Below are 25,608 nucleotides of genomic sequence, written 5' to 3' on the forward strand. Positions count from 1 at the left end.
CGTGGACGAGGAACATCATGGAAATCGATCTGAATGCCGATCTCGGTGAAGGATGCGGATCGGACGAGGCGCTGCTCGACCTCGTCACGTCGGCGAACATCGCGTGCGGCTGGCATGCAGGCGGCGCCAATGCGATGCGCGACTGCGTGCGCTGGGCCGTGCAGAAAGGCGTGTCGATCGGCGCGCACCCGAGCTTTCACGACCCGGAGAATTTCGGCCGCAAGGAAATGCAGCTGCCGGCCGGCGACATCTATGCGGGCGTGCTGTACCAGCTCGGCGCGCTGTCGGCGATCGCGCAGGCCGAGGGCGGCCGCATCGCGCACGTGAAGCCGCACGGCGCGCTGTACAACCAGGCCGCGCGCGACCCGCTGATCGCCGACGCGGTGGTGTCCGCGATCCACGACTTCGATCCGTCGCTGGCCGTGTTCGGGCTCGCGAACAGCGTGTTCGTCGCGGCCGCGCGCCACGCGGGGCTCGCCGCGGTGGAGGAAGTATTCGCCGACCGCGGCTACCGCGCGGACGGCTCGCTCGTGCCGCGCAACCAGCCCGGCGCGCTGATCGACGATGAAGAAGCGGTGCTCGCGCGCACGCTCGACATGGTGCGCGAGCGGCAGGTGCGGGCAGTGAGCGGCGAGTGGGTGCCGCTCAACGCGCAAACGGTCTGCCTGCACGGCGACGGCCCGCATGCGCTCGCGTTCGCGAAGCGGATCCGCGCGGCGCTCGAAGCGGCGGGTGTCGATGTCGTCGCGCCCGGCGCGCTGCAGGCCGGCGAAGACGCATGATGACGTGACGCGTCGTCGAAGCGCTCAGCCGTCGCAGGTCGAAAACCGCCGCCACAAAAGAAAAAAGCGCCCTCGTGGCGCTTTTCTGTTGGCGCAATCGCCGCGGACTTCGCCGTCTGTCGATTCGCCCCCCGAAACCGTCTGTCGACGGTGACCGGAAACATGCTCCGGATCAAAAAACGTCCGCCGCCGCCCGCTTGCTGCTTCCCCCGGTCGGACGACGGAACGTTGCTTATGCCGCAAGTCTGTCGCATGCATTTGTTGTGCCGACGATGTTTGGCCCCGCCGTGCATGCAGACACTCCGCGGCCGGCACGTTACATACGTGCCGGCTACGCTAACCCCGCGCTTTGTTTTCTGCTACCCCGTAGAACTTATCTATTCTTTTCATTTTTTCAACTTGTGGGATGAAGAATAGAGATTGGCAGAACCGGATGTCAATCGTTTTAAACGCTATTTCCTGAAGATTCGAGGGTTTTCCTTATCGAGCCGCGTGGCCGCGCGGGCGCCTCGCAGCGCGTGCATCTCGTCGATCAAACAGGGGAGGATCGGCGCGCGGTGCGCGGCGCCATCAGTTCGCGTCGAACTGATACCCTTGCTGGCGCAACAATTCGAGCACGCCGCGCGGGCCGCCCAGATGCAGCGCGCCGATGGCCACGAATACCGGCCGGTTCGGCGCGGCGATTGCCGTCATCCGTGCAACGAAGCGCCGGTTGCGCTCGTACAGGATCTTGTTGTCGATCGACGCCGACAGCGCCTTCGAACGGGCCAGCCGCTCGCTCTTCGCGACCGCCCACGCCGAGATCGCGTCGGCGTCGCCAATTCGCCACAGCCGGTGCAGCGCCTTGATGTCGTCGGCGTTCTGCGCCGGGGTCTGCACCATGTCCTGCGCGAGCATCTCGCGCTGCTCGGCGAGCGTCAGCCCGGTGAACGCGCGCATCTGCTCGGCGAGCGTCTCGAGCCCGATCACGCGGCCGCCCTTCTTCTTCAGGAACACGTTCTGCAGCTGCGCCTCGGTGCCGTACTCGGTCTGCAGGCCGGCCGCCAGCGAGTCGTAGGTTTCGACGACCAGCGCCGCGAGCCACGGCCGCATCCGGCGGATCTCCGCGAGCGCGGCCGGGTTGCCGCGCAGGCGCGCCGCGAGGCGCTGCCACTGCGGCTCGGGCAGCAGGCGCTGCAGGCACGGGTAGCGGCACACGCCGTACTTCGACACGTCGTCCTGCGATTCGAGGAGGTCATCCGGCGACAGTTCGAGCGCGAGCGTCGGCGACGCGGCGAGCGCCGCGAGGATGCGCGGCCGGAACGGCTGCGCGGGCGGATAGTCGGACGGGTCGCCCGTGTGCAGCGTGCCGAGCACGTACAGCGTGACCCTGCCCCGGGTCGCGACATAGAACGGCATGCGCGCGGGCTGCACGCGCACCGTGCCGCGCGCGACCGTGCCGTTCGACACGGACGGCACGTGGAAGCCCGGCAGGTTCATGCCGGGCGGCGGAACCTGCGACGGATGGATCGGCGAACTCGCCGGCGCGCGCCTTTCGGCACGCGCGGCGTCGACCGGGACCAGCACGCTGGCCGCCACGCACGCGCCGGCCAGCGCCGCGCCCGTGACCGTGCGCACGCTCCAGCGCCGTGCGTTGCGGCACGCGCGCATCACGCGCGCGCGGCCGCCCCCCGAACGGCGCACGCCAGGCGCGCGCGCCGCCAAACCATCAGGCATTCACCTCCCCTACCTCCTCGGCGCGATGGCAGGCCACGCGGCGTCCGTCGACGTCGCGCAGCTGCGGTTCCTCGACGCGGCAGCGCTCGACCGCGTACGGGCAGCGCTGGTGAAACGCGCAGCCCGACGGCGGATTGAGCGGCGACGGCAGCTCGCCCTGCAGCTTGATCTGCACGCGGCGGTCTTCCTCGAAGATCGCCGGCGTCGCCGACATCAGCGCGCGCGTGTACGGATGGCGCGGATGCGCGTAGATCGTCGCCTTGTCGCCGAGCTCGGCGACGCTGCCGAAGTACATCACCATCACGTCGTCGGCGACGTGCTCGACCACCGACAGGTTGTGCGAGATGAACACGTAGCTCGTCTTGAACTGCTCCTGCAGGTCCATGAACAGGTTCAGGATCTGCGCCTGGATCGACACGTCGAGCGCGGACACCGGTTCGTCGGCGACGACGATCCGCGGATCGAGGATCATCGCGCGCGCGATCGCGACCCGCTGGCGCTGGCCGCCCGAGAACATGTGCGGATAACGCTTCGCGTGCTCGGGCCGCAGGCCGACCGTGCGCATGATCTGCGCGACGCGCTGCGCGCGTTCGGCGGCCGTCAGGTTCGCGTTGATCTCGAGCGGCTCGGAGAGCGTCTGCTCGACGGTCTTGCGCGGGTTCAGCGACGCGAACGGGTTCTGGAACACCATCTGTACGCGGCGGCGCAGGTCGGCGACCGTCTCGCGGCTCGCGCCGGCCACGTCCTTGCCGTCGATCGTCAGGTGGCCCGAGGTGGGCGTCTCGATCATCGTGAGCTGGCGCGCGAGCGTCGATTTCCCGCAGCCCGACTCGCCGACGACGGCGAGCGTCTTGCCGCGCTTGAGCGTGAACGACACGCCGTTCAGCGCCTTCACGGTGCCCTGCCCGAACATCCCGCGCTTGACCGTGTAGTGCTTCGCGAGCCGGTCGGCGACCAGCACCGCTTCCTCGTCGTGCGGCACGCGAGGCGTTTCGTGGACTGCATTCATCGTGCGCCTCCCGTCAGGTCGAGGTTGGAAACATTGAGCGGCTTGATGCAGCGCGCGCGCATCGCATCGTTGGCCGGCACCAGCGTATCGAGCGCCGGACGCGCCTTGCGGCAATCGTCGACGACGTACTTGCAGCGCGGCGCGAACAGGCACCCGGACGGGCGATCATCGCGGCCCGGCACCATGCCCGGCAATGCGGCAAGGCGACGCGCCCCCTGATTGTGCTCGGGAATCGCCGCGAGCAGCGCTTCGGTATACGGATGATGCGGCGCACGGAAGATGTCCGGCACGCGATTGGTCTCGATGACTTCGCCCGCATACATCACCGCGACGCGCTGCGCGACCTCCGACACGACGGCCAGGTCGTGCGAGATCAGCACGAGCGCCATCCCGCGCTCCTTCTGCAGCTTCACGAGCAGGTCCATGATCTGCGCCTGGATCGTCACGTCGAGCGCGGTGGTCGGCTCGTCGGCGATCAGCAGCTTCGGGTTGCACGCGACCGCCATCGCGATCATCACGCGCTGGTTCATGCCGCCCGACATCTGGTGCGGGAACGCCGTGATGCGGTTCTTCGCATCCGGAATGCCGACCTGGTCGAGCAGCTCGAGCGCGCGCCGGTGCAGCGCGTCGCCGCGCAGGCCTTCGTGCAGCTTCAGCACTTCCTTGATCTGGTAGCCGACCGTGTAGCTCGGGTTCAGGCTCGTCAGCGCATCCTGGAACACCATCGCGATGTCCTTGCCGACGATCTTGCGGCGCGCCTTCGGCGACGCCTTCAGCAGGTCCACACCGTTGAACGTGACCTCGTCGGCCGTCACCTTGCCCGGCGCATCGATCAGGCCCATCAGCGCCATCATCGTCACGCTCTTGCCGGAGCCCGATTCGCCGACGACGCCCACCACCTCGCCCGGCGCGATCGACAGGTTGATCCGGTCGACCGCGGGCAGGCCGTTGAAGTTCACCGCGAGATTGCGGATAGTCAGTAGATCTTGGCTCATGGTCACGCCATCCGCTTCAGTTTGGGATCGAGCGCGTCGCGCAGCCCGTCGCCGAGCAGGTTGATCGCGAGCACCGAAATCAGGATCGACAGGCCTGGCATCGTCACGATCCACCACGCGTTGTCGATGTAGTCGCGCGCGGACGCGAGCATCGCGCCCCACTCGGCGGTCGGCGGCTGCACGCCGAGGCCGAGGAAGCCGAGCGCGGCCGCGTCGAGGATGGCCGACGAGAAGCCGAGCGTCGCCTGCACGATCAGCGGCGCCGTGCAGTTCGGCAGCACCTGCGAGAACATCAGGCGCAGCGTGCCGGCACCGGCCACGCGCGATGCCGTCACGTACTCCTTCTGCAGTTCGCCGAGCGCGGATGCGCGCGTGAGGCGCACGTAGGCCGGCAGCGCGACGATCGCGATCGCGAACATCGTGTTGGTGAGGCCCGGGCCGATGATCGCGACGACCGCGACCGCGAGCAGCAGCGACGGCAGCGCGAGCAGCACGTCCATGATGCGCATCACGGGCGTGTCGGCCCACTTCTGGAAGAACGCGGCGATCAGCCCGAGCACGATGCCGGGGATCAGCGCGAGCACGACCGACACGAAGCCGATCCAGAACGACATGCGCGCGCCGAACATCAGGCGCGAAAGGATGTCGCGGCCCGCTTCGTCGGTGCCGAGGATGAACTGCCAGTTGCCGCCCGCGAGCCATGCGGGCGGGATCTTCACGTAGTCGCGGTATTGCTCGACCGGGCTGTGCGGCGCGATCAGCGGCGCGAACAGCGCGACGAGGATCAGCACCAGCACGACGATGCCGGCGCCGACGGCGCCGCGGTTGCGCGAGAAGTTGGCCCAGAACTCGCGCAGCGCGAGCGCACGGCCGCCGGCCGGCGCGGATTCGCTCGGCAGGGTGTTTTGCAGATTGCTCATGGAATTACCTCGTGTGGCGGATGCGCGGATTCAGCACGCCGTACAGCAGGTCGACGACCAGGTTCACGACGATCACGAGCGTCGCGATCAGCAGGATGCCGCCCTGGACGACCGGATAGTCGCGGCGGCCGATCGCATCGATCAGCCACTTGCCGACACCGGGCCACGAAAAGAGCGTCTCGGTCAGCACGGCGCCGGCCAGCAGCGTGCCGATCTGCAGGCCGATCACGGTGACGACAGGGATCAGCGCATTGCGCAGCGCATGCACGACGACCACGCGCACGGGCGACAGGCCCTTCGCGCGCGCCGTGCGGATGTAGTCCTCGCGCAGCACTTCGAGCATCGACGAGCGCGTCATCCGCGCGATCACCGCGAGCGGGATCGTGCCGAGCACGATCGCCGGCAGGATCAGGTGGCTGACCGCCGATTTGAACGCGCCTTCGTCGGGTGCGAGCAGCGCGTCGATCAGCATGAAACCGGTCGGATGCGGGAAATCGTATTCGACCGCGATGCGGCCCGACACGGGCGTCCAGCCGAGGTACGACGAAAACACCATGATGAGGATCAGCCCCCACCAGAAGATCGGCATCGAGTAGCCGGTGAGCGCGGTGCCCATCACGCCGTGATCGACGACCGAGCCGCGCCGCAGCGCGGCGATCACGCCGGCCGGCAGCCCGACCGCGAGCGCGAACACGAGCGCGCACAGCGACAGTTCGACGGTCGCCGGGAAGCGCGCGAAGAATTCGCCCGCGACGCTGGTGTTGGTGATGATCGACGTGCCGAGGTCGCCATGCAGCGCCCGGCCGATGTAGTGGATGTACTGCAGGGGCAGCGGCTGGTCGAGCCCGAGGCGTTTCATGGCCTCCGCATGCATCGCGGGATCGACGCCGCGCTCGCCCATCATCACTTCGATGGGGTCGCCCGGTATCAGGTGAATCAGCGCAAACGCCAGGATGGTGATGCCGATGAAGGTCGGGATCACCATGCCCACGCGGCGCAACACGAATGTGAACATGATGCGTCTCGTATTTTCTTGTGGGAAATGTACGACCGGCGACGAGGGGCTTTTGGCCCCTCGTCGCCGGATGATTTCAAGCCGGTCTTCTCAAGACGACAGCTTACGCCAGGCCGGTTACTTCACGCTGACACCGTCGAAACGCGCATAGCCGAGCGGCTCGATGCGCATGTCGACCACGTTCTTGCGTACCGGCTGGTAGACCGTCGAGTTCGCGATCGGCGAGAACGGCAGCTGCTGCGCGAAGATCTGCTGGGCCTGCGTGTAGATCTTCGTGCGCGCGTCCTGGCCCGTCGTCGTGCGACCCTTCTGGATCAGGTCGTCGAACGGCTTGTAGCACCAGTGCGAGAAGTTGTTGCCCTTGATCGCCTCGCAGCCGAGCAGCGTGCCGAGCCAGTTGTCGGGGTCGCCGTTGTCGCCCGTCCAGCCGATCAGCATCGTGTCCTGCTCGCCCGTGTGCGCGCGCTTGATGTACTCGCCCCACTCGTACGTGACGATCTTCGCCTTCACGCCGATCTTCGCCCAGTCGGCCTGGATCATCTCGGCCATCAGGCGGGCGTTCGGGTTGTATGCGCGCTGCACCGGCATCGCCCACAGCGTGATGTCGAAACCGTTCGGATAGCCGGCCTTCGCGAGCAGCGCCTTGGCCTTCTCGGTGTCGTTCGGGGCCATCTTCAGGTTCTTGTCGTACGACCATTGGGTCGGCGGCATCGGCGCGCTGGCGGCCTGGCCGGCACCCTGATAGACGGATTCGAGAATCGCCTTCTTGTTGATCGCCATGTCGAGCGCCTGACGCACTTCGAGCTTGTCGACCGGCTTGTGCTCGACGTTGTACGCGAGGTAGCCGAGGTTGAAGCCCGGCTGCGACGGCATGTCGATGCCCGAGTCGGCCTTCAGCGCCGCGATGTCGGCCGGACGCGGATAGCTCATCACCTGGCATTCGTTGCGCTTGATCTTCTGCACGCGCACGCCCGGGTCGGGCGTGATCGAGAAGATCAGCTTCGACAGCTTCACCGCGCCCTTCTTCCAGTAATCAGGATTGCCATCGAAACGGATCGTCGCGTCCTTCGTATAGCTGCGGAAGATGAACGGGCCCGTGCCGACCGGCTTCTGGTTGATGTCGGCGGCCTTGCCGGCCTTCATCAGCTGGTCGCCGTACTCGGCCGACAGGATCGACGCGAATTCCATCGCCATGTTCTGGATGAACGGCGCGTTCGGCTCGGACAGCGTGAACTTCACGGTGTACGGATCGACCTTCTCGATCTTCGTGATCAGCTTGTCGAGGCCCATGTCGGTGAAGTACGGGAACGACACCGGGTAGGCCTTGCGGAACGCATTGTTCGGATCGAGCATGCGCTCGAACGAGAACACGACGTCGTCCGCGTTGAATTCACGCGTCGGCTTGAAGAAGTCGGTCGTGTGGAACTTCACGCCATGACGCAGGTGGAACGTGTACACCTTGCCGTCGGACGAGACGTCCCACTTCTCGGCGAGGCCGGGCTCGACCTTGGTGCCGCCACGCTCGAATTCGACGAGGCGGTTGTAGACGGTGAACGTGGCGGCGGTGAAATCGACGCCGGTCGTGAATTGCGCGGAATCAAAACCCGCCGGGCTGCCTTCTGAGCAGTAGACGAGCGTTTTGTTCGGGATCTGTGCGAATGCAGAACCCGCGACGCCGAGCGATGCCGCTGCCACGCCTGCGATGGCGGTAACACGCAGGGTGTGCAACAGACGGTTGTATTCCATGTTTCCTCCAGGTCTCCAGATCGGAACCGGTCCCCCTGGGGGCCGGGTACGCGGATATTACTTGAGCTAGCGATTTTGCAACAAGCTGGAGAAAAAACTCTTCTAGACGCGCATCCACGCGGGTTTTTGCCGATGTCTTGCACACGCGAAAAGTGCCTCTGCGCGCACGAGCGGCCATTTCGTTCATCCCGCGCATGTTTCGTTCGACAACTAAACAATTCGGGCGCGAACGCAGAGGGTTGTCGCGCCGTGTTCGCGGCCAGTCCGCACATCGTTGCGGCTTCCGAAACGATGCATGCGATGCAATGCAACCGTCAGGCCGGCGCGTCGAGATCCGCGCTGCGCGCGGGCACGAATGCGACCGCGACGATCGACAGTGCGATTCCCGCCATCACGTAATAGGTCGGTGCGAGCGGCGTGCCCGTCACCTTGATCAGCCACGTGACGATGAACTGCCCGAAACCGCCGAACAGCATCACCGCGACGTTGTACGCGATCGACAGCCCGGTCGAGCGCACGTTGGCCGGGAACAGCTCGGCGATCATCGCGCCGAACGGCCCGTAGTAGCCGGCGAGCGTCACCGACAGCACGGCCTGCACCACGATCAGCCGCGCGATGCTCGGCGCCGCGTCGAGCCACGCGAACAGCGGATACATCAGCACGAGTGTCAGCACGAGCGACCACAGCGACAGCCCCTTGCGGCCGATGCGGTCCGACCATGCGCCCGCGACCGGCGACAGCACCATCAGCAGCAGGTTGCCGATGATCACCGCATAGAACGATTGCGCATACGGCAGCTTCAGCTGCTTCACCGCGAAGGTCGGCAGATAGCTGATCAGCACGTAGACCGTCACCGTCAGCGCGATCACCGAGCCGAGCCCGCACAGCACCTCGCGCGGATGGCGCGTGAACACTTCGCCGAGCGTTGCGCGGCGTGCGCTTTGCTGCGCATGCAGGAACGCTTCGGAATCGGCGAGATGACGGCGGATGTAGAAACCGATCGGGCCGATCACGAGCCCGAGGATGAACGGCACGCGCCAGCCCCAGCTGCGCAGCGCGTCGTGCGACAGCCCGCGCGTGACGGCCGCGCCGACGAGCGCGCCGATCAGCAGCGCGCCCGCCTGGCTCGCCATCTGCCAGCTGCCGTAGAAGCCGCGTTTCGAGAACGGCGCGGCTTCGATAAGCAGCGCCGTTGCGCTGCCGAATTCACCGCCCGCCGAGAAGCCCTGCAGCAGGCGGCCGAGCACGATCAGGAGCGGGCCGCCGATGCCGATCGCCGCATAGGGCGGCGCGATCGCGAGCAGGAAGATGCCGGCCGTCATCAGCAGGATCACGAGCGACAGCGCGGCCTTGCGGCCCGCGCGGTCGGCGTACAGCCCGAACACGATGCCGCCGATCGGGCGCATGAAGAACGCGACGCCGAAGGTCGCGGTGGTCAAGAGCAGCGACGAGTATTCGCTGGTCGTCGGGAAGAACAGTTCGGCGATCACGACGGTCATGAAGCCGAACACCGTGAAGTCGTACCACTCGAGCGCGTTGCCGATCACGGCGGCGACTACCGCGCGGCGGTTCAGCGCGCGCTCGGGCCGGATCGTTTTCGTTGAATTCGCAATCGTCGCCATGCGAGCCTCGTTCTCGTGAATCCGCCGTATCGGGCGCGGCGCGCGGAGGGCCCGCGGCGCGTTGGTTTGCAGCGAGTGTAGAAAGCGACGGAACCGTTTTCAAGCATAAAAAACGCCCGCCATCGTCCGATGGCGGGCGTTTTGCGGTTTTCGCCACATTGCGGCATCGCACGATGCCGCCGCGGGCATCAACCCATCTTCGAGAATGCGCTGCACCAGCCCTTCGCCGATACCTGCTTGCCCGGGAATGCACCGCACGGGCCCGACGCCGAGCCCTTCTTGCCCTGGTACAGCATGCAGGCCGCGCAATCCTGGCCCGCTGCGTATTTCGGATACTTCGTCTTGTCGACCTTCGTCGCATCGGCCTTGTAGCCGAGCGCCACGGCGGTCGGATCCGTTTCCGACAGCATCGGCGCATCGGCCAGCGCTTCGCGCGACAGCGCCAGCGCGGACACGGCGCCGATGCTCGTGATCAGGAAACTCCGACGGGATGTTTTCATGGGGGACTCGCTCCAACGTTATCGGTTTGAAAGCCGTTCTGGCGACGGCCGTTCAACAGAATAACGCTCAAGCGCATGAATGTGCGCGCCGAAATGCCGGAGATAAGGGATTTCACACAAGGGATTTCACACGGGTCTCGCCCGGGGTTTCGCACGGCCGGCCCGCACGGATGCGGGCCGTGAGTGTCAGCCATGCGACGTCATGTCGGCGACGCGCTGCCCGAGCGCGAGCGACGCGGTCAGCCCCGGCGACTCGATGCCGAACAGGTTCACGAGGCCGCGCACGCCGTGCTGCGCCGTGCCCTGCACGATGAAGTCGGCCGGCGGCTCGCCGGGCCCCGCGAGCTTCGGCCGGATCCCCGCGTAGGCCGGCTGCAACGCGTCGTCCGGCAGGTCGGGCCAGTACGTGCGGATCGACGTGTAGAACGCCTGCGCGCGCGCCGGATCGACTTCGTAGCGCAGCGCATCGACCCACTCGACGTCCGGGCCGAAGCGCGCCTGCCCGGCGAGATCGAGCGTCAGGTGCACACCGAGCCCCGCGCGGTCGGGTATCGGATAGACGAGATGCGAGAACGGCGCGCGGCCGGACAGGCTGAAGTAGTTGCCGCGCGCGAGATAGAGCGGCGGCACCCATCGCGGATCGAGGCCACGCGTGCGGCGCGCGAGCGCCTGCGCGCCGAGGCCCGCGCTGTTGATCACGCACGCGGCCTCGATTTCGGTCGGCGCGTCGCCGCCGGTGCGCACGACGAAGCGGCCGCCGCGCAACACGTCGATCGACTCTACCGGGGATTTCAGCGCGCACACCGCGCCGTCGCGCTCCGCGTCGCCGAGCAGCGCGAGCATCAGCTGGTGGCTGTCGACGATGCCGGTGCTCGGCGAAAACAGCGCCTCCACGCAATCGAGCGCGGGCTCGAGCGTCTGCGCCTCGGTACGCGTGAGCGGCATCAGGTCGAGCACGCCGTTTTCCGCCGCGCGTGCGGCGATCGCCTTCAACTGCTTCACCTGCGCGGCGCTCGTCGCGACGAGCAGCTTGCCCACGCGCCGGTGCGGCACGTGACGCGTCTCGCAGAACTCGTACAGCAGGTCGCGCCCGCGCACGCACGACATCGCCTTCAGCGAGCCGCGCGAGTAGTAGAGCCCCGCGTGAATCACCTCGCTGTTGCGCGAACTCGTGCCCGTGCCGATTGCGTCGGCCGCCTCGAGCACGATCGTTTCGCGTCCGCGCGCGGCCAGCTCCCGCGCAATCGCAAGACCGACGACACCCGCGCCGATCACCACACAATCCATCTGCTCCATGGCGTTTCGCGTCGCTCACGCGTCGAGGGGAGAGAAGAGAATTGTACGTCCCGGTTCGCCCGCCTGCCGAACGCGCTTGCATCGGCATGTCGCGTGCGCCGCGCCGCACGGCGCGACGCGCGCAGGCCGCGGCGAGGCGCGCGCCGCCGGCTCAGAACCCGATCGGCCGGCGCTTCGCCGCGCCCTCGTCGGCGCGGATGTCGGACGGTGCGATCACGTCCCGGCCGTCGAGCCGCGCGGCGCCGAACGCATGCAGCAGCGCACGGCGCATCGTGCGCGGCGGCGTCGCGGCCAGCACGTCGAGCGCGTCGTCGTCGAGCGTGTCGGGGAAGCGCCGCCCCCACGCGTGCGACGTGCGGATCTCGTCGTAGATCGTCTGCGCGATCCGGCGCGCGCCGGCCGCGTCCGGCGGCGCGATCTCGTACACGTTCATCCGGTTCAGCAGCGGCTCCGGGATCGCCTGCGCATCGTTCGCGGTCGCGACCCAGATCACGTTGCCCGCATCGATCGGCACCTCGGCGAATTCGTCGACGAACGCGCGCGCGGTGTCGTGCTCGAGCAACGCGTACAGCGCGCCGAGCGGATCGTATTGCGCGTCGCTGCCCGCCTTGTCGATCTCGTCGACCGCGATCACCGGGTTCGCGTAGCTGCCGTTGACGAGCGCTTCGAACACCTTGCCGGGCTTCGCGTTCTTCCATTGCGACGATGCGCCCGACAGGATCCAGCCGGCTGTCAGCGAACTCATCGGCACGTAGTGGTACGCGGTGCCGAGCAGCTGCGCGAGCGCCTTCGCGAAATGCGTCTTGCCGATGCCGGGCGGCCCGAGCAGCAGGATCGGCATCAGTTCGAGCCGGTCGTCGGTCTCGAGGCACAGCGCGACCTGCTTGCGCACGTCGTCGAGGGGTTCGGTGAAATTGGGCAGCGCGTCGCCGAGTTCGTCGAACGACGGCATCCGGTTCGGCTTCACGCAAAAGCGCAGATTGCCGGTCTTGAGCATCCGCTCGTAGGTGGCGCGCAGTGCGTCGCTCGCGCTCTCGTTCAGCTCGTTCAACGCGGTCTCGACCTGCTCGAGGTCGTACACCGTGCTGAAGGACGCCACCGCCAGTTCCTGTTTCACCATCGCCGTCGTCATACCAACCTCGCCGCTGCTGCCGTCACACGATCATCAGACCCTTACGATTTCAGTGTAGCGATCCCGCATCGGCGTGCAAGCAAGCAGCCACCGCGGTCTGCTGCTAACACCGTGCGCGCGCTGCGGCGTCGCGCCGCGCGGCGTATGATCGATGGTTCACCGGCCGTCGCGCCGGCCTCGCCACGGCGCCCGCACGGCGCCGCGCGCTTCGTCTCGAAGGGTTGCCGATGTCCGTCCCCGCTGCTGCCCCGCGCGTCGATCCCGACGCGATCCACGCCGTCGACGCTGTCGACGCCGCGCTCAAGTCGCGCCGCGCGATTCGCGCGTTCCTGCCGACGCCCGTGCCGCGCGACACGCTCGAGGCGATCCTCGAAGCCGCGAGCCGCGCGCCGTCGGGCACCAACATCCAGCCGTGGCACGTGTACGTCGCGACCGGCGCGACCCGCGACGCGCTCGCCGCGGCCCTCACCGCGGCATACGACGATCCGGCGCGCGACGAGAAATACGTCGCCGAGTACGACTACTATCCGCGCGAATGGGTGTCGCCGTACATCGACCGGCGCCGCAAGGTCGGCTGGGACCTGTATGGTCTGTTGAACATCGGCCGCGACGAAAAGGCCCGCATGCACGCGCAGCATGCGCGCAACTTCCGCTTCTTCGATGCGCCGGTCGCACTGTTCTTCACGCTCGACCGCGTGATGACGCACGGCGCATGGCTCGACTGCGGGATGTTCCTGCAGGGCGTGATGACGGCCGCGCGCGCACGCGGCCTCGACACCTGCCCGCAAGCCGCGTTCGTGCCGTTCCACCGGATCGTCGCCGAGCATCTCGGCATCCCGGCCAACGAGCAACTCGTGTGCGGGATGTCGCTCGGCCATGCGGACCCGCACGCGATCGAGAACCGCCTCGTCACCGAGCGCGCGAGCGTCGCCGAGTTCGCGCGCTTTTTCGCTTGAAAACGCGTGACGCGCACCTACCTTTCGATCAGGACCAGATCGTGCTGCGAACCCGCGGCGACGCATCGTGTCACGCGACCGTCCGGATCGATCGGGCGTAAGATGTGCGTCCGTTCCCCGCTACCCCGCGTTTCCGGAGAAGTTTCATGCTGAAACACGGCCTGGCCGTCCTGCTCGCGAGCGCCGCGCTCGCGGCCCATGCGCAGAGCGCCGCACCGGCAGCCGTCGCATGGGAGATCCAGGTGGTGCGCGACGGTCAGACGATCGACACGTTCCAGCAACGCACCACCGTCGGTCAGACCCGCACCGACACCCATCGCTATCCGTCCGCCGTGCCCGTCGGCTGCGGCAACGCCGCGCGCGTCGTGCCGACCGAGCGCTCGCGCTCGGTGACGGTCGCGCCGCTCACCGTCGACGACGCCGCCCGCACCGTGTCGCTCGCGCTCGACGTGCAGGAAACCCTCGACGACGAAAACGCGACACGCAGCGATCCGTGCGTGCCCGCGTCGCCGCGGCAGATCGTCGCGAGCCATCCGGGGCTGTCGGTCGGCGGCGACGCATGGACCGACTGGACGCTCGTCGAGCAACGCCCGCATCTCGTCTACCGCGTGCGCGCGCACGTCGCGAAGGACTGAGCGCCATGTCCGCCGACGCCCTGTCCCTCCCGTTCGCCGAACCGCACGCCGCGCCCGACGAAATCACCGCGGTCAGCTGGAACCTGCACAAGGGCCGCTCGCCGCTCGGCTTCACCGCATGGAACGCGATGCGCAACTGGATGCAGTCGACGCACGCCGACGTGTATTTCCTGCAGGAAGCGATGGCGCGCCGCATGCCGCGTCCGATGCTCGCCCCCGGCTTCGGCGCGCCGATGGACGACGCGGTCGACGACGTGTGGCACTGCCAGGCCACCGAGATCGCGCAAGCGCTCGACTGGCAGATCGCGCTCGGACCGAACGTGTTCAAGCCGTCGTGGCGGCACGGCAACGCGATCCTGTCGCCGCACCCGCTCGACCTCGGCGGCCGCTGGGACATCTCCGCGCACCGCTTCGAGCGGCGCGGGCTGCTGGTCGCGCGCGCGACGCTCGCCGGCGCGCGGCCCGTCACGCTCCTGTGCGCGCACCTCGCGCTCACGCGTGCGGCGCGGCTGCGCCAGATGCACTGGATCGCGCACTGGATCGTGCGCAACGCGGGCGACGACCCGCTCGTGCTCGCCGGCGACTTCAACGACTGGCGCAACGATTCGGTCGCGCTGTTCGCCGAGATCGGGCTGTCCGAGGTCGCGACGCTGCTCGGCGAGTCGGGCCGCACGTTCCCCGCGTTCTCCCCGGCGCTCGCGCTCGACAAGATGTTCGTGCGCGGGCTGACACCGCTCGAATGGCAGGCGCCGTCCGGCGAAACCGCGTGGCTGTCGGACCACCTGCCGTATATCGCGCGGCTGCGCCTCGATTCGCAGTGACGCGGCAGCACCGCATGCCCGCGACTACCGAAGCGCATATCGCAGCGGCCGGTTCACCTGCCTGACCGGCTCGAAAGCGTGCGCGTCCCGGACCAGCGTGTTCGCGGCGCGAAGCTCGCTGCCGATTACTGAAAGCTGTTTGCAAGATTCCGTTGCGCCAAATCCGCGCAGCCGCGCGGGTCAAGCCCGCATCTGCCCCAAGCAGGGTAAAATAAAGAGTTACTCAAACGTCTGTCATCGAGAAGGCGCGTGTCCGACGCGCCGGCCGGCCGATCCGCGATCGGGCCGACGCACTCGGTTTTTTTGCCCGTTTTTGGGCCCGTTACACGCGTCCGCTACGCGCGTCCGTTTTCAAAGCCATGAGCAAATACGACACCGCCACCGTCCAATCCGTCCATCACTGGACCGACACGCTTTTCAGCTTCACCTGCACCCGTGAGCCGAGCCTGCGCTTCAACAACGGCGAATTCACGATGGTCGGCCTCGAGGTCGACGGCAAGCCGCTCGCGCGTGCCTACTCGATCGTCAGCCCGAACTACGAAGAGCACCTCGAATTCTTCAGCATCAAGGTCCAGAACGGCCCGCTGACGTCGCGCCTGCAGCACCTGAAGGTGGGCGACTCGGTGCTGATCGGCAAGAAGCCGACCGGCACGCTCGTCGCCGACAACCTGCTGCCCGGCAAGACGCTGTGGATGCTGTCGACCGGCACGGGCCTCGCGCCGTTCATGTCGATCATCCGCGACCCGGACATCTACGAACGCTTCGACAAGGTCATCCTGACGCACACCTGCCGCCTGAAGGGCGAGCTGGCGTACATGGACTACATCAAGCACGACCTGCCGGGCCACGAGTATCTCGGCGACATCATCAAGGAAAAGCTCGTCTACTACCCGACGGTCACGCGCGAAGCGTTCGACAACGAGGGCCGGATCACCGACCTGATCGCGACGGGCAAGCTGTTCACGGACCTCGGCGTGCCGGCGTTCTCGCCGGAAAACGACCGCGTGATGCTGTGCGGCAGCACCGCGATGCTGAAGGACACGACCGACCTGCTGAAGCAGGCCGGCCTCGTCGAAGGCAAGAACAGCGCGCCGGGTCACTACGTGATCGAGCGTGCATTCGTGGACTGATCGAACCCCGAATTTGTGCCGTATCAAGAACCGGAGCAAAAGCTCCGGTTTTTTTTCGTCCCTACTTGGCGAATTCGTAACAAACTGGGACCATTCCATGTCAAATCGTTACATTTGGATACGCGCAACGCCGGTGCTTTCGTGTCGGTGTTTTTCCTACAGCCAGCTTCATTCCGATTATTCACATTTACCCTTAAACCTCCGTCTGACATGACCTTTTCAAAATTTTTGAGATATTATTCGGCCCGCATGGTTGGCGTCGGGACGGTCATTGAAGGGTCGGACTCAAACGTTACAAATTGTAACTTCTGTTACCTCGGCAAGGGGCGATTCTCTGACGGCGACCGTCATCGAAACGGCAGCCGATCCACGCAGCCAGCCGGTGCCCGAACCGCTTTCTGACAGCAGGGAGAGTCATGGATACGTCGCTCAACGCGCCCCCGGGCGCCCACGCCCCGTTCCCGTCGCAGCCGCGCGTGCCTGGCGACGGCGCGGCAGCAGCCCCCGTGGCCGAAGCCCTGCCCAACCGCGACACGTCCGCCGCCCGGATCGCAGCGCTGTCCCTTCAGCTGACGGCCGCCGACGAAGCGGCCCGCCGCCATCTGGCCGGCGAACTGCATGACGGGCTCGGCGCCGAACTCACCGCCGCGCGTTTCGCGCTCGCAAACGTTCAAACGTGGCTGCCGGCCGATGCGCCGGAGGGCTGCCTGCGCGCGCTCGAGCTGGCGCAGCGGTCGCTCGACGCCGCGACCGACGCCAACCGCAGGCTGATCGACGAGCGCGACACGCCGGCACTCGACGGCGGCGTCGTCGGCGCACTGTCGACGTGGGCCGACAGCCACGCGGCCCGCACCGGCCTGCGTACGAGCTTCGTCTGCGCGGCCGACGCGCGCCTCACGCAACTCGGCGGCGCCGGCGCGCTCGCGATCTTCCGTGTCGCGCAGGAAGCGCTGTCGAACGTCGCGAAGCATGCGCGCGCGGCGTCCGTCGACGTGCAGATCGACACGGACGCCACGCATCTGTCCCTGATCGTCACCGACGACGGGACCGGTTTTACCCGCAGCCGGCGCGCCGGCTACGGCCTCGCCGGGATGCGCGCACGCTGCGAGGCGTTCGGCGGCAGCTTCGACGCGCGTGCGCCGGAAGCGGGCCGCGGCACGCGCGTCATCGCGCGCTTCGCGTGGGACTCGCTGTTCGCGGTGCCGGCCGCCGCGCGCCGCGGGTCGCTTTCGTGAGGTCGCCATGAGCCTGAACATCCTGCTCGTGGACGATCATGCGATCGTCCGCCAAGGGATCCGCCACCTGCTGATCGACCGCGGTGTCGCGCGCGACGTGACCGAAGCCGAGACCGGCAGCGATGCGATGGCCGCGGTCGACCGCCAGGCCTTCGATGTGATCCTGCTCGACATCTCGCTGCCGGACGCGAACGGCATCGAGGTGCTCAAGCGCATCAAGCGCAAGCTGCCGGGCGCGCCGGTGCTGATGTTCTCGATGTACCGCGAGGACCAGTACGCGGTGCGCGCGCTGAAGGCCGGCGCCTCCGGCTACCTGTCGAAGACGGTGAATGCCGCGCAGATGATCGGCGCGATCCAGCAGGTCGCGGCCGGCCGCAAGTACGTGAGCCCGGCGATGGCCGAGGCGCTCGCCGAATACGTGTCGTTCGAGAACGAACCGCTGCCGCACGAGAAGCTGTCCGACCGCGAATACCAGACGCTCTGCATGCTCGCGTCGGGCAAGCGCCTCACCGACATCGCGAACACGCTGTCGCTGTCGGTGAAGACGGTCAGCGTGTACCGGTCGCGGCTGCTCGAGAAGATGCGGCTGTCGAACAACGCGGAACTGACGTTCTACGTGATGAGCAACCGGCTCGTCGAGATGACGCCCGCGTCGGGCGCCTGATCCGCCGGATTCACCGGAATCGCGCCGTTCACCGCGCCGGCCTGCGCCGCGCCGGCGCCGGCCGCCGAATGCTGCGCGCAAGCGCTTGTTTTGTCGGGCGATTCCGGAGCACGCCGCTGCGCCGCAGCGGGTCTTTCACGCCAAATCGGCTAAAATTGCGGGTTTTCACTCACTCGGCGCCGCCGCGCTCGCGCGCGCCGGAGACACATCCGCAATGTCCCTCTTCCGCAAGAAAAACGTCGATCGCATGATCGCCGGCGCGCACGGCGCCGGGCTCAAGAAAGCGCTCGGCGCAATCGACCTCACCTTCCTCGGCATCGGCGCGATCATCGGCACCGGCATCTTCGTGCTGACCGGCACGGGCGCCGTGCAGGCCGGCCCAGCGCTGATGCTGTCGTTCGTGATCGCCGCGATCGCATGCGGCCTCGCGGCGCTGTCGTACGCCGAATTCGCGTCGACGATTCCGGTCGCGGGCTCGATCTACACGTATTCGTACGCGACGCTCGGCGAGCTCGTCGCCTGGATCATCGGCTGGGACCTGATGCTCGAATACGGCCTCGCGGCGTCGGCCGTGTCGGTCGGCTGGTCGGGCTACCTGCAGTCGCTGCTGCAGGGCTTCGGGCTCTCGCTGCCGACCGTGCTGACGGCCGCACCCGGCGCGATTCCGGGCGTCGTCACGTGGTTCAACCTGCCGGCGTTCCTCGTGATGCTGGTGATCACGACGCTGCTGTCGATCGGCATCCGCGAGTCGACCCGCATCAACAACATCATGGTGTTCATCAAGGTGTCGGTTGTGCTGCTCGTGATCGCGGTCGGCGTGTTCCACGTGACGCCCGCGAACTGGAAGCCGTTCATGCCGCACGGCTGGAACGGCGTGTTCGGTGCTGCGGCCGTGATGTTCTTCGCGTTCATCGGCTTCGACGCGGTGTCGTCGGCGGCCGAGGAAGTGAAGAACCCGAAGCGCGACCTGCCGATCGGCATCATCGCGTCGCTCGCGGTGTGCGCGGTGCTGTACGTGACGGTCGCGGCGGTCGCGACCGGCATCGTGCCGTCGGCGCAGTACGCGAACGTGTCGCACCCGATCTCGTATGCGCTGCAGATCGCCGGCGAGAAGTGGGTCGCGGGCTTCATCGACCTCGGCGCGGTGCTCGGCATGCTGACCGTGATCCTCGTGATGAGTTACGGCCAGACGCGGATCATCTTCGCGATGTCGCGCGACGGGCTGCTGCCGGCGACGCTGTCGCGCGTGCATCCGCGCTACGCGACGCCCTTCCTGACGACCTGGCTCGTCGGCCTGTTCTTCGGGCTGATCGCCGCGCTCGTGCCGCTCAACGTGCTCGCCGAGCTGATCAACATCGGCACGCTCGCCGCGTTCTCGATGGTGTCGATCGCGGTGCTGGTGCTGCGCCGCACGCACCCGGAACTGCCGCGCGCGTTCCGTTGCCCGGGCGTGCCGGTGGTGCCGATCCTCGCGGTCGGCGCGTGCCTGTTCCTGATGCTGAACCTGCAGCCCGTCACGTGGGCCGCGTTCGGCATCTGGCTCGTGATCGGCCTCGTGATCTACTTCCTGTATTCGCGGCGCCACTCGAAGCTCGCGCACGGTCACCACGACGCGCATTGACCGCCGCCGCTGCGCGCGCACGCCGCGCGCAGCACCCAGCGTGTAGCGGTACGACGCCACGCCGGGCCGGCACCGGTGCCGTGCGCCCCGCTCCCTCCCGCCTGAATCGTCCCCGCCCGAATCGTCCCCGCCACAGGCGCACCCGCGCGGGCGGCGCGACATGCGCCGCTTCGCCCCGCCCGCGCACGATCGCTGCCCGATCGTCGCGATTTCTTGCCCGATCGTCCGGATTTGCCGCCACGATCTGCACGCTGCCGGCACGCGCGCGCCGGCCGGTTCATAATCCCGCCATCGAACGACGGCCCGGCCCGGCGGGCCGTCCGGCAACAGGAACAGGATGATGGAAAGCGTCGATCTCGATGTACTGAAATCCAGCGCGCGCTGGCTCGACGAAGGGCGCCGCGTGCTGCTCGTGACGGTCGTGAAGACATGGGGCTCGTCGCCGCGCCCCGAAGGCGCGATGCTCGCGGTGCGCGAGGACGGGCTCGTGGTCGGCTCCGTGTCCGGCGGATGCATCGAGGACGACCTGATCGCGCGCGTGCATGCGAGCGGGATCGCGGCCGACGCGCGCCCGGAAGCCGTCAAGTACGGCGTGACGGCCGAGGAAGCGCACCGCTTCGGGCTGCCCTGCGGCGGCACGATCCAGCTCGTGCTGGAGCCGCTCACGCGCGACAGCGGGATCGCCGCGTTGTGCGCGGAAGTCGAAGCCGGCCGCCTCGTCACGCGCACGATGACGCTCGCGACCGGGCGCGCGTCGCTGTCACCCGCGCAGGCGACCGACGGGCTCGCGTTCGACGGCGAGCGGCTCGTGACGATCCACGGGCCGCGCTACCGGATGCTCGTGATCGGCGCCGGGCAATTGTCGCGCTATCTGTGCCAGATCGCGGTCGGCCTCGACTATCAGGTGACGGTTTGCGATCCGCGCGAGGAATACACGGATGCGTGGGATGTGCCGGGCACGCGCGTCGTGCACACGATGCCCGACGACACGGTGCTCGACATGAAGCTCGACGCGCGTTCGGCCGTGATCGCGCTCACGCACGACCCGAAGCTCGACGATCTCGCGCTGATGGAGGCGTTGAAGACGCCCGCGTTCTACGTGGGCGCGCTCGGCTCGCGACGCAACAATGCGGCGCGGCGCGAGCGGCTGCTCGAATTCGACCTGAGCGAGGCGGAACTTGCGCGGCTGCACGGGCCGGCCGGCATCTACATCGGCAGCCGCACGCCGCCCGAAATCGCGATCTCGATCCTCGCCGAAGTGACGGCCGCGAAGAACAACGTGTCGCTGCCGACGATCCTGCAGGTCGAGGGCGCGAAGGCCGCCCGCGAAATCGCGGCAAACGGCGGCGCGGCCTGCGGCCTCTGAGGCCCCCTCCAAACCGGTCGCTTCGCGCCAGCCCCCCAAGGAGACTTCCTTCGGGACGGAAAACCTGGGGCGGCCCGGCGTTTTCTTGACGCCGTCGCTGCGGTGCAAGGCCGCGCCGGATGGCCGTCATGCGTCGGCGAAAACCGGCGCGCGTCGATGCCGACGTCAGGCGAGTCCCGCCGCGAGCGCCGCAGCGACCGAGCCGGCCACCAGCACCACGCCGACCGTGCGGCGCTTGTTCAGCTCCGTCCACAGCAGCACGCCCGTCAGCGATAGCAGGATCAGCGAACCCGCGATCGTGTCCATCAGCAGCACCCAGCCGAGATTCATGCCGACGCCGCGATGCAGGTTGTTCAGCGTCGTCAGGAACGTGTTGCCGGTGCGCTTCACCGACACGTAGCCGTTGCCGACCCAGTATTCCGCCTGCAGGTTCTGGTGCGGACCGAACAGGCCCATCTGCCAGTGCTCGGGCTGCATCACGCGCTTGTCGCCCCAGGCGACCGGCTGCGCAGGCTCCTTGCGCACGCGGCCCGGCCGGCCGTCGAAGTGCAGCTCCTGCTGGAGCCACTTCGTCATCGCGGCGGGCGACTTCGGCACCGGGTCCGGCAGCGCGATCTGCATCTGCTCGACCTGCGGTTCCCCGGTCGGGATCTTCAGCGGCGGCGCACGGTGGTTCAACAGTACGCCCGTCACGCCGAACAGCAATCCGAGCACCGCGCCCCACAGTCCGATCCAGCCATGCACCTTGCGCAGCCATTTGATGAAGGTCGCGCGGCGCGAGCGCTGGCGGCGCACCGCCAGTTCGGCGTCGCTCAGGGGCCGTGCGGCCGGGTGCAGCACGGTAACGCCCGCAGGGGGCCTGCCCGCCTGCGGCGGGGCGATCGTTTCGGGCGCGTTCACGCGAGAGTATCCATTCGTTCAAAGCAACGGGCGGCGCACGGAAAACGTGCGCCGCCCGGACAGCATGAAAATGAGAATGGATATCATTACACAAATGACGCGGCCGCTCAATCCGCCGGCACACGATGGAGCGGGCGAGAAAGTCCAGAGATAACCGAAAAAGCATACAGATCGCACGCAGATTCCGGTCAATAGACGAAAAATGCCGACGAAATGATCACGAAAGACCCGGACAGCATTTCGCAAGAAAACCCGGGGGGAGGCGTGGACGCGGACTCAGCGACTCAGCGACTCAGCGGCGCAGCGGCGGCAACGGAAAGCGTGGCGCGGCGTCATCCGGTTCGGGCTCGGTGCGATCGAGCGCGTACAGCCACGCGAGCAGATCCGCGACGGCGTGGTAAAGCTGCGGCGGAATCCGGTCGTCGAGGTCGACCTGCATCAGCAGCGACACCATCTCCGGCGCGGTGTGCACGTACAGCCCCGCATCACGGGCACGCGCGACGATCATCTCGGCGAGCAGGCCATACCCCTTCGCGACCACGCGCGGCGCGGCATCGCCGCCTTTCGGATCGTAGACGAGCGCGGCCGCGCGCTTGCGCGACGTCATGCTCATCGCGGCACCTCGTCGTCGGCGCCCGGCACGCCGCCAGCCGCACTGCGCGCATACGCGGCAGCGGCGGCCTGCGCGACGAGCGGATCGAAGCCGTCCGGCTCGTCGCCGACCGCGCGGATCGACAGTCCGCCGAGCTGCAGGCCCGATCCCTCGAACCGTTGCCGCAACGCCGCCTCGTTTCGCGTGAGCCGGTCGGCACCGGCCGAATTCGCGCGCAGCCGCGCGACGAGCTGCTTGCCGTTCAACACCAGCTCCGCGTCGACCGTGCCGAGCGACGGCAACGTGAGCGTCAGCCGGGTGCGCCAGGCGATCCCGTCCCCCGTGTCGTCGCCGCCGCGCGACGCGCGGCCGCCCGGCTCGTCGGGCTCGATCGTCCAGTCGAGCCGCGCGCCGGGCCATGCCTCGCCCGCCCAGCGAAACTGGTCCGTCGCGAGTGCGTCGAGCTGCTGCCGGACGATCGGCACGGCGGCCGGATGCACGGGAGCCGATGCCTGCGCCTGCGGATCGGCCGACGCGGCGGCCAGTTCGGCGCGCGCCGGCGTCCAGCGCGGGTCGGGATGGTCGCCGAGCGGGTCGGTCAGCGCGGCCGTGCCCGACGCGGTACCCGGCCGGGCGACCAGCTGGGCGTTCTGCACAGGCTCGTGCAGCACTGCACCGCCCGGCGCGGGCGCGCCCGGTTGCATGGCGAATCGCGGCGCGGCCGCCGGCAACGGCAGACGCGGCGCGAGTAGTTCGTCGAGCACATCGGGCGCATCGTGCTGCGCGGCATCCGGGGCGGGCTGCACCGGCACGGTCGTGAGGCGCGCCTGCGGTTCGCGCATCAGCGCGGCGAGCGGGCGCTGGCCGGCCAGCCACTGCGCGAGATGGGATTCGTAGAAGAGGCCGCTTTCGCTCACGGCCTGCGCGAGCGCCGCGCGCAGCGCCGCGACGGGTGGTGCGGCAGCCGCAGCGCGCGTGGCCGCGACGTCGGACGCGGGCGACGCAGTTGAAGAAGTGCTGGAAGAAGCGGTGTAGGAAGCAGTGGAAGAAGCGGCGGCCGAAGCGGCCGGATCGGAGGCGCTCTGCCCGACCGGCGGCGCGGCTGCCGCGACGCCCAGCAGCACGGAAGGGTCGGCCAGCAGCGGCGTGCGCCCGGCGATCACGGGCGTCGCGACACCGCCAGAGCGCGAGATCGCATCGAGCACGAGCGCGACATCGGATAACGCCGTCTGCGCGGACGCCGGCGGCGCGGCCGGCGTGGCCCCCGTCGCGGGCGGCGACGACGCGCCGGCACCCGGCGTGCCGACTTGCGCGGTCGCGCCGCCGCCAGCGGGCGCCGTCACGGTGCCGGCCAGCAGGCTGTCGAGGCGGCTCGCCAGCAGGGCGGCCGCAACGGAGTCGATACCGGTCATGATCGAAGCCTGCTCACCTCAGCCACATCGTTGCGATGCCGGGCACGCGGCTACCGCCGCCCCGGCAAACGGGCACTATCCGCGAGCGCGGTAGAGATCGGTCAATACCTCGGTCGAGCGCCGCGCCTCGAACAGCGCGGACAACCGCGCGACTTCCGGGCTCGCGAGATCGCGGATCGCGGCGTCGTCGGCAAGGATGCGGCGGATCAGCGCGAGCTTGCGGCCGAGGTCCGCTTCGTCGAGCGCGACACCCGGAGCGGCCGCCTTCAACCCGTCGACGAGCCTCAGGAATTCAGCCTGCAACTCCGGCAGCGCGCGCCAGTCCGCGCCGCGCGCCGCGCACAGCATGCGGCCGGACACGGCCGCGAGCGCCTCGTAGCGAGCGAAGTATTCGGCCTTGAGATTCATCGCGCCGCGCCCGCCGCCTCTTGCGCGGCCATGCGCACGACTTCCGGAGCGATGCCCGTCCACGCTTCCTCGAGCGTCGCGAGCAGCCCGTCGACCTCGACCAGCATCGCGTCGCTCGCATTCAGGTTGGCTTCCAGCAGGCGCCGGCCGATATAGGTGTACAGCGCGTCGAGGCGTCCGGCGATCTGGCCGCCCGCGTCGCGATTCAGCGACGCCTGCAGGCCGCTCTCGACGATCCCGATCGCCTTGCCGATCGCTTCGCCGCGTGCGGACACGTTGCCCTGCTGCAAATGCATGCGCGCGAGCGCGATGGCCTGCCGCGCGCCCTGATACAGCATCGCGATCAGCCGGTGCGGGGAGGCGCCCATCACCCCCGTCTCGACGCCGACACGCGCGTACGCACTGGCTCCAGCGTGTCCTGGGGAAAACATGCGCTTCTCCTTGTGATGCGTTGGCTATGCGGTGGCCGCCGCCTTGCGATGCACGACGCGGCCTCGTTCCAGAGTTATCGGAACGGAATTGGAAAGCTTTAGGTGCGCGGGCCGCCTGCGCGGCAGGCGGGCTGCTCCTCTGGGCGGCTGCCCCAGGACGCCCGTCGCCGGATGCCCGCGCGTCAAACCGACATCTGCATGATGTCGTTGTACGCGCTCACGAGCTTGTTGCGGACCTGGAGCCCGAACTGGAAACCGATGTTGGCCTTCTGCATGTCGACCATCACGTCGTTCAGCGACACGTTCGCCGCGCCGACCTCGAACGCGTGCGCCTCGCCGAGCGCGTGCTGCTGGTCGCCGCTGATCTTGTCGAGCGACGCCTTCATCGCGCTCGCGAACGTGCCGGCCGTCGCGGCGCCCGAGCCGGCGAGCGCTGCCGCCGGGCTCCCGACGCCGCCGCTCGCCTGCGCGGCCATCGCCTGCATCTGTTGCAACACCGAACCGATTCCGCTGACGTTGGCAGCCATGCTGTCCCCAGACCTGTAAGAGATGAGACCCGGGCACACCGGGCGTTTCCGACGGCGCCGCACGACGCGCACCATGCCGGATCGCGAAAAAGGATAGCAGCGCGGCGCGCGCCAAAGCCGCGAAAGTACGGGGGAAACCCCGCTCTTTTCGGTCGATCGGAGTCGCGCCCGGGTCCC

At 68.1% G+C, this 25,608-nt stretch carries 25 protein-coding genes; 9 read left to right on the forward strand and 16 right to left on the reverse strand.

Annotated features, from left to right (window positions below; translation table 11 throughout):
* Positions 1–17: 17 nt before the first annotated feature.
* Positions 18–782 carry a 5-oxoprolinase subunit PxpA gene (pxpA, locus tag DID99_RS09500; protein ID WP_124486658.1) on the forward strand — a complete coding sequence of 255 codons (765 nt, stop codon included), beginning with the start codon at positions 18–20 and terminating at the stop codon, positions 780–782.
* Between the two features lie 570 nt (positions 783–1,352).
* Here the strand turns inward: pxpA and DID99_RS09505 are convergent.
* The 10 genes from DID99_RS09505 to DID99_RS09550 all read right to left on the reverse strand — a co-directional run bounded on the left by DID99_RS09505 (position 1,353) and on the right by DID99_RS09550 (position 12,733).
* Positions 1,353–2,498 carry a TraB/GumN family protein gene (locus DID99_RS09505; protein WP_124666550.1) on the reverse strand — a complete coding sequence of 382 codons (1,146 nt, stop codon included), beginning with the start codon at positions 2,496–2,498 and terminating at the stop codon, positions 1,353–1,355.
* Entirely contained in the window at positions 2,491–3,507 is a 1,017-nt protein-coding gene (locus DID99_RS09510) for a peptide ABC transporter ATP-binding protein (RefSeq protein WP_124570738.1), read from the reverse strand. Before DID99_RS09510 ends, DID99_RS09505 begins: the two co-directional genes overlap by 8 nt.
* A complete protein-coding gene (locus tag DID99_RS09515; RefSeq protein WP_044848857.1) occupies positions 3,504–4,502 on the reverse strand; it encodes an ABC transporter ATP-binding protein in 999 nt (332 codons plus the stop codon). Before DID99_RS09515 ends, DID99_RS09510 begins: the two co-directional genes overlap by 4 nt.
* A 2-nt stretch (positions 4,503–4,504) precedes the next feature.
* Complete coding sequence (locus DID99_RS09520; RefSeq protein WP_044848856.1) at positions 4,505–5,422, reverse strand: ABC transporter permease subunit; 918 nt, start codon at positions 5,420–5,422, stop codon at positions 4,505–4,507.
* A gap of 4 nt (positions 5,423–5,426) precedes the next feature.
* Complete coding sequence (locus DID99_RS09525) at positions 5,427–6,437, reverse strand: ABC transporter permease subunit (RefSeq protein WP_044848855.1); 1,011 nt, start codon at positions 6,435–6,437, stop codon at positions 5,427–5,429.
* Between the two features lie 117 nt (positions 6,438–6,554).
* A complete protein-coding gene (locus tag DID99_RS09530) occupies positions 6,555–8,183 on the reverse strand; it encodes an ABC transporter substrate-binding protein (protein ID WP_044848854.1) in 1,629 nt (542 codons plus the stop codon).
* Positions 8,184–8,497: 314 nt separating this feature from the next.
* The gene (locus DID99_RS09535) at positions 8,498–9,805 is read right to left on the reverse strand and encodes an MFS transporter (protein WP_124570740.1); all 1,308 of its coding nucleotides are present in this window, start codon (positions 9,803–9,805) and stop codon (positions 8,498–8,500) included.
* 188 nt (positions 9,806–9,993) lie between these two features.
* A complete protein-coding gene (locus tag DID99_RS09540) occupies positions 9,994–10,305 on the reverse strand; it encodes a high-potential iron-sulfur protein (RefSeq protein ID WP_021163765.1) in 312 nt (103 codons plus the stop codon).
* A gap of 186 nt (positions 10,306–10,491) precedes the next feature.
* Complete coding sequence (locus tag DID99_RS09545; protein WP_124486661.1) at positions 10,492–11,601, reverse strand: NAD(P)/FAD-dependent oxidoreductase; 1,110 nt, start codon at positions 11,599–11,601, stop codon at positions 10,492–10,494.
* Between the two features lie 151 nt (positions 11,602–11,752).
* Positions 11,753–12,733, reverse strand: coding sequence for an AAA family ATPase (locus DID99_RS09550; RefSeq protein ID WP_044848851.1), 981 nt, complete (start codon positions 12,731–12,733; stop codon positions 11,753–11,755).
* A gap of 227 nt (positions 12,734–12,960) precedes the next feature.
* Between DID99_RS09550 and DID99_RS09560 the strand changes: the two genes are divergently transcribed.
* The 8 genes from DID99_RS09560 (at position 12,961) to DID99_RS09600 (ending at position 21,161) form a co-directional block, all read left to right on the forward strand.
* Positions 12,961–13,689: a nitroreductase gene (locus DID99_RS09560; protein ID WP_124486663.1), complete on the forward strand. Its 729-nt coding sequence runs from the start codon at positions 12,961–12,963 to the stop codon at positions 13,687–13,689.
* A 146-nt stretch (positions 13,690–13,835) separates the two neighbouring features.
* Positions 13,836–14,324, forward strand: coding sequence for a hypothetical protein (locus DID99_RS09565; RefSeq protein WP_044848849.1), 489 nt, complete (start codon positions 13,836–13,838; stop codon positions 14,322–14,324).
* Positions 14,325–14,329: 5 nt separating this feature from the next.
* Complete coding sequence (locus tag DID99_RS09570; RefSeq protein WP_124486665.1) at positions 14,330–15,145, forward strand: endonuclease/exonuclease/phosphatase family protein; 816 nt, start codon at positions 14,330–14,332, stop codon at positions 15,143–15,145.
* A 359-nt stretch (positions 15,146–15,504) separates the two neighbouring features.
* Positions 15,505–16,275, forward strand: coding sequence for a ferredoxin--NADP reductase (locus tag DID99_RS09580; RefSeq protein ID WP_059535031.1), 771 nt, complete (start codon positions 15,505–15,507; stop codon positions 16,273–16,275).
* Between the two features lie 416 nt (positions 16,276–16,691).
* On the forward strand, positions 16,692–17,510 hold the full coding sequence (rqpS, locus tag DID99_RS09585; protein ID WP_124666551.1) for a quorum system sensor histidine kinase RqpS: 819 nt from the start codon (positions 16,692–16,694) through the stop codon (positions 17,508–17,510).
* A gap of 7 nt (positions 17,511–17,517) precedes the next feature.
* A complete protein-coding gene (rqpR, locus tag DID99_RS09590) occupies positions 17,518–18,174 on the forward strand; it encodes a response regulator transcription factor RqpR (protein ID WP_044848845.1) in 657 nt (218 codons plus the stop codon).
* Positions 18,175–18,388: 214 nt separating this feature from the next.
* Positions 18,389–19,795 carry an amino acid permease gene (locus DID99_RS09595; RefSeq protein ID WP_124520544.1) on the forward strand — a complete coding sequence of 469 codons (1,407 nt, stop codon included), beginning with the start codon at positions 18,389–18,391 and terminating at the stop codon, positions 19,793–19,795.
* Positions 19,796–20,135: 340 nt separating this feature from the next.
* A complete protein-coding gene (locus DID99_RS09600; RefSeq protein ID WP_044848843.1) occupies positions 20,136–21,161 on the forward strand; it encodes an XdhC family protein in 1,026 nt (341 codons plus the stop codon).
* 165 nt (positions 21,162–21,326) lie between these two features.
* Here the strand turns inward: DID99_RS09600 and DID99_RS09605 are convergent, their stop codons facing one another.
* The 6 genes from DID99_RS09605 to fliE all read right to left on the reverse strand — a co-directional run bounded on the left by DID99_RS09605 (position 21,327) and on the right by fliE (position 25,431).
* Positions 21,327–22,061: a PepSY-associated TM helix domain-containing protein gene (locus tag DID99_RS09605; RefSeq protein WP_124666552.1), complete on the reverse strand. Its 735-nt coding sequence runs from the start codon at positions 22,059–22,061 to the stop codon at positions 21,327–21,329.
* 292 nt (positions 22,062–22,353) lie between these two features.
* Entirely contained in the window at positions 22,354–22,674 is a 321-nt protein-coding gene (locus tag DID99_RS09610; protein ID WP_124520546.1) for an EscU/YscU/HrcU family type III secretion system export apparatus switch protein, read from the reverse strand.
* Positions 22,671–24,065: a flagellar hook-length control protein FliK gene (locus tag DID99_RS09615; RefSeq protein WP_124666553.1), complete on the reverse strand. Its 1,395-nt coding sequence runs from the start codon at positions 24,063–24,065 to the stop codon at positions 22,671–22,673. Before DID99_RS09615 ends, DID99_RS09610 begins: the two co-directional genes overlap by 4 nt.
* A gap of 75 nt (positions 24,066–24,140) precedes the next feature.
* A complete protein-coding gene (locus tag DID99_RS09620) occupies positions 24,141–24,473 on the reverse strand; it encodes a flagellar protein FliT (RefSeq protein WP_044849239.1) in 333 nt (110 codons plus the stop codon).
* Positions 24,470–24,904, reverse strand: coding sequence for a flagellar export chaperone FliS (gene fliS, locus DID99_RS09625; RefSeq protein ID WP_124666554.1), 435 nt, complete (start codon positions 24,902–24,904; stop codon positions 24,470–24,472). The genes DID99_RS09620 and fliS overlap by 4 nt, the downstream gene beginning before the upstream one ends.
* 182 nt (positions 24,905–25,086) lie before the next feature.
* Positions 25,087–25,431, reverse strand: coding sequence for a flagellar hook-basal body complex protein FliE (gene fliE, locus DID99_RS09630; protein ID WP_044849241.1), 345 nt, complete (start codon positions 25,429–25,431; stop codon positions 25,087–25,089).
* Positions 25,432–25,608 lie beyond the last annotated feature (177 nt).

The organism is Burkholderia sp. Bp8986, assembly GCF_003854225.1.
GTDB lineage: Bacteria > Pseudomonadota > Gammaproteobacteria > Burkholderiales > Burkholderiaceae > Burkholderia.

What these genes read in the sequence shown, in the direction of transcription:
- DID99_RS09510 (WP_124570738.1), bottom strand. Translation starts at nt 3,507, where the DNA reads ATGAATGCAGTCCACGAAACGCCTCGCGTGCCGCACGACGAGGAAGCG.
- rqpS (WP_124666551.1), top strand. Translation starts at nt 16,692, where the DNA reads ATGGATACGTCGCTCAACGCGCCCCCGGGCGCCCACGCCCCGTTCCCG.
- DID99_RS09610 (WP_124520546.1), bottom strand. Translation starts at nt 22,674, where the DNA reads ATGAGCATGACGTCGCGCAAGCGCGCGGCCGCGCTCGTCTACGATCCG.
- DID99_RS09535 (WP_124570740.1), bottom strand. Translation starts at nt 9,805, where the DNA reads ATGGCGACGATTGCGAATTCAACGAAAACGATCCGGCCCGAGCGCGCG.
- pxpA (WP_124486658.1), top strand. Translation starts at nt 18, where the DNA reads ATGGAAATCGATCTGAATGCCGATCTCGGTGAAGGATGCGGATCGGAC.
- rqpR (WP_044848845.1), top strand. Translation starts at nt 17,518, where the DNA reads ATGAGCCTGAACATCCTGCTCGTGGACGATCATGCGATCGTCCGCCAA.
- fliS (WP_124666554.1), bottom strand. Translation starts at nt 24,904, where the DNA reads ATGTTTTCCCCAGGACACGCTGGAGCCAGTGCGTACGCGCGTGTCGGC.
- DID99_RS09515 (WP_044848857.1), bottom strand. Translation starts at nt 4,502, where the DNA reads ATGAGCCAAGATCTACTGACTATCCGCAATCTCGCGGTGAACTTCAAC.
- DID99_RS09530 (WP_044848854.1), bottom strand. Translation starts at nt 8,183, where the DNA reads ATGGAATACAACCGTCTGTTGCACACCCTGCGTGTTACCGCCATCGCA.
- DID99_RS09560 (WP_124486663.1), top strand. Translation starts at nt 12,961, where the DNA reads ATGTCCGTCCCCGCTGCTGCCCCGCGCGTCGATCCCGACGCGATCCAC.
- DID99_RS09620 (WP_044849239.1), bottom strand. Translation starts at nt 24,473, where the DNA reads ATGAATCTCAAGGCCGAATACTTCGCTCGCTACGAGGCGCTCGCGGCC.
- DID99_RS09520 (WP_044848856.1), bottom strand. Translation starts at nt 5,422, where the DNA reads ATGAGCAATCTGCAAAACACCCTGCCGAGCGAATCCGCGCCGGCCGGC.
- DID99_RS09595 (WP_124520544.1), top strand. Translation starts at nt 18,389, where the DNA reads ATGTCCCTCTTCCGCAAGAAAAACGTCGATCGCATGATCGCCGGCGCG.
- DID99_RS09505 (WP_124666550.1), bottom strand. Translation starts at nt 2,498, where the DNA reads ATGCCTGATGGTTTGGCGGCGCGCGCGCCTGGCGTGCGCCGTTCGGGG.
- DID99_RS09525 (WP_044848855.1), bottom strand. Translation starts at nt 6,437, where the DNA reads ATGTTCACATTCGTGTTGCGCCGCGTGGGCATGGTGATCCCGACCTTC.
- DID99_RS09565 (WP_044848849.1), top strand. Translation starts at nt 13,836, where the DNA reads ATGCTGAAACACGGCCTGGCCGTCCTGCTCGCGAGCGCCGCGCTCGCG.
- DID99_RS09540 (WP_021163765.1), bottom strand. Translation starts at nt 10,305, where the DNA reads ATGAAAACATCCCGTCGGAGTTTCCTGATCACGAGCATCGGCGCCGTG.
- DID99_RS09615 (WP_124666553.1), bottom strand. Translation starts at nt 24,065, where the DNA reads ATGACCGGTATCGACTCCGTTGCGGCCGCCCTGCTGGCGAGCCGCCTC.
- DID99_RS09570 (WP_124486665.1), top strand. Translation starts at nt 14,330, where the DNA reads ATGTCCGCCGACGCCCTGTCCCTCCCGTTCGCCGAACCGCACGCCGCG.
- DID99_RS09580 (WP_059535031.1), top strand. Translation starts at nt 15,505, where the DNA reads ATGAGCAAATACGACACCGCCACCGTCCAATCCGTCCATCACTGGACC.
- DID99_RS09600 (WP_044848843.1), top strand. Translation starts at nt 20,136, where the DNA reads ATGGAAAGCGTCGATCTCGATGTACTGAAATCCAGCGCGCGCTGGCTC.
- DID99_RS09550 (WP_044848851.1), bottom strand. Translation starts at nt 12,733, where the DNA reads ATGACGACGGCGATGGTGAAACAGGAACTGGCGGTGGCGTCCTTCAGC.
- fliE (WP_044849241.1), bottom strand. Translation starts at nt 25,431, where the DNA reads ATGGCTGCCAACGTCAGCGGAATCGGTTCGGTGTTGCAACAGATGCAG.
- DID99_RS09545 (WP_124486661.1), bottom strand. Translation starts at nt 11,601, where the DNA reads ATGGAGCAGATGGATTGTGTGGTGATCGGCGCGGGTGTCGTCGGTCTT.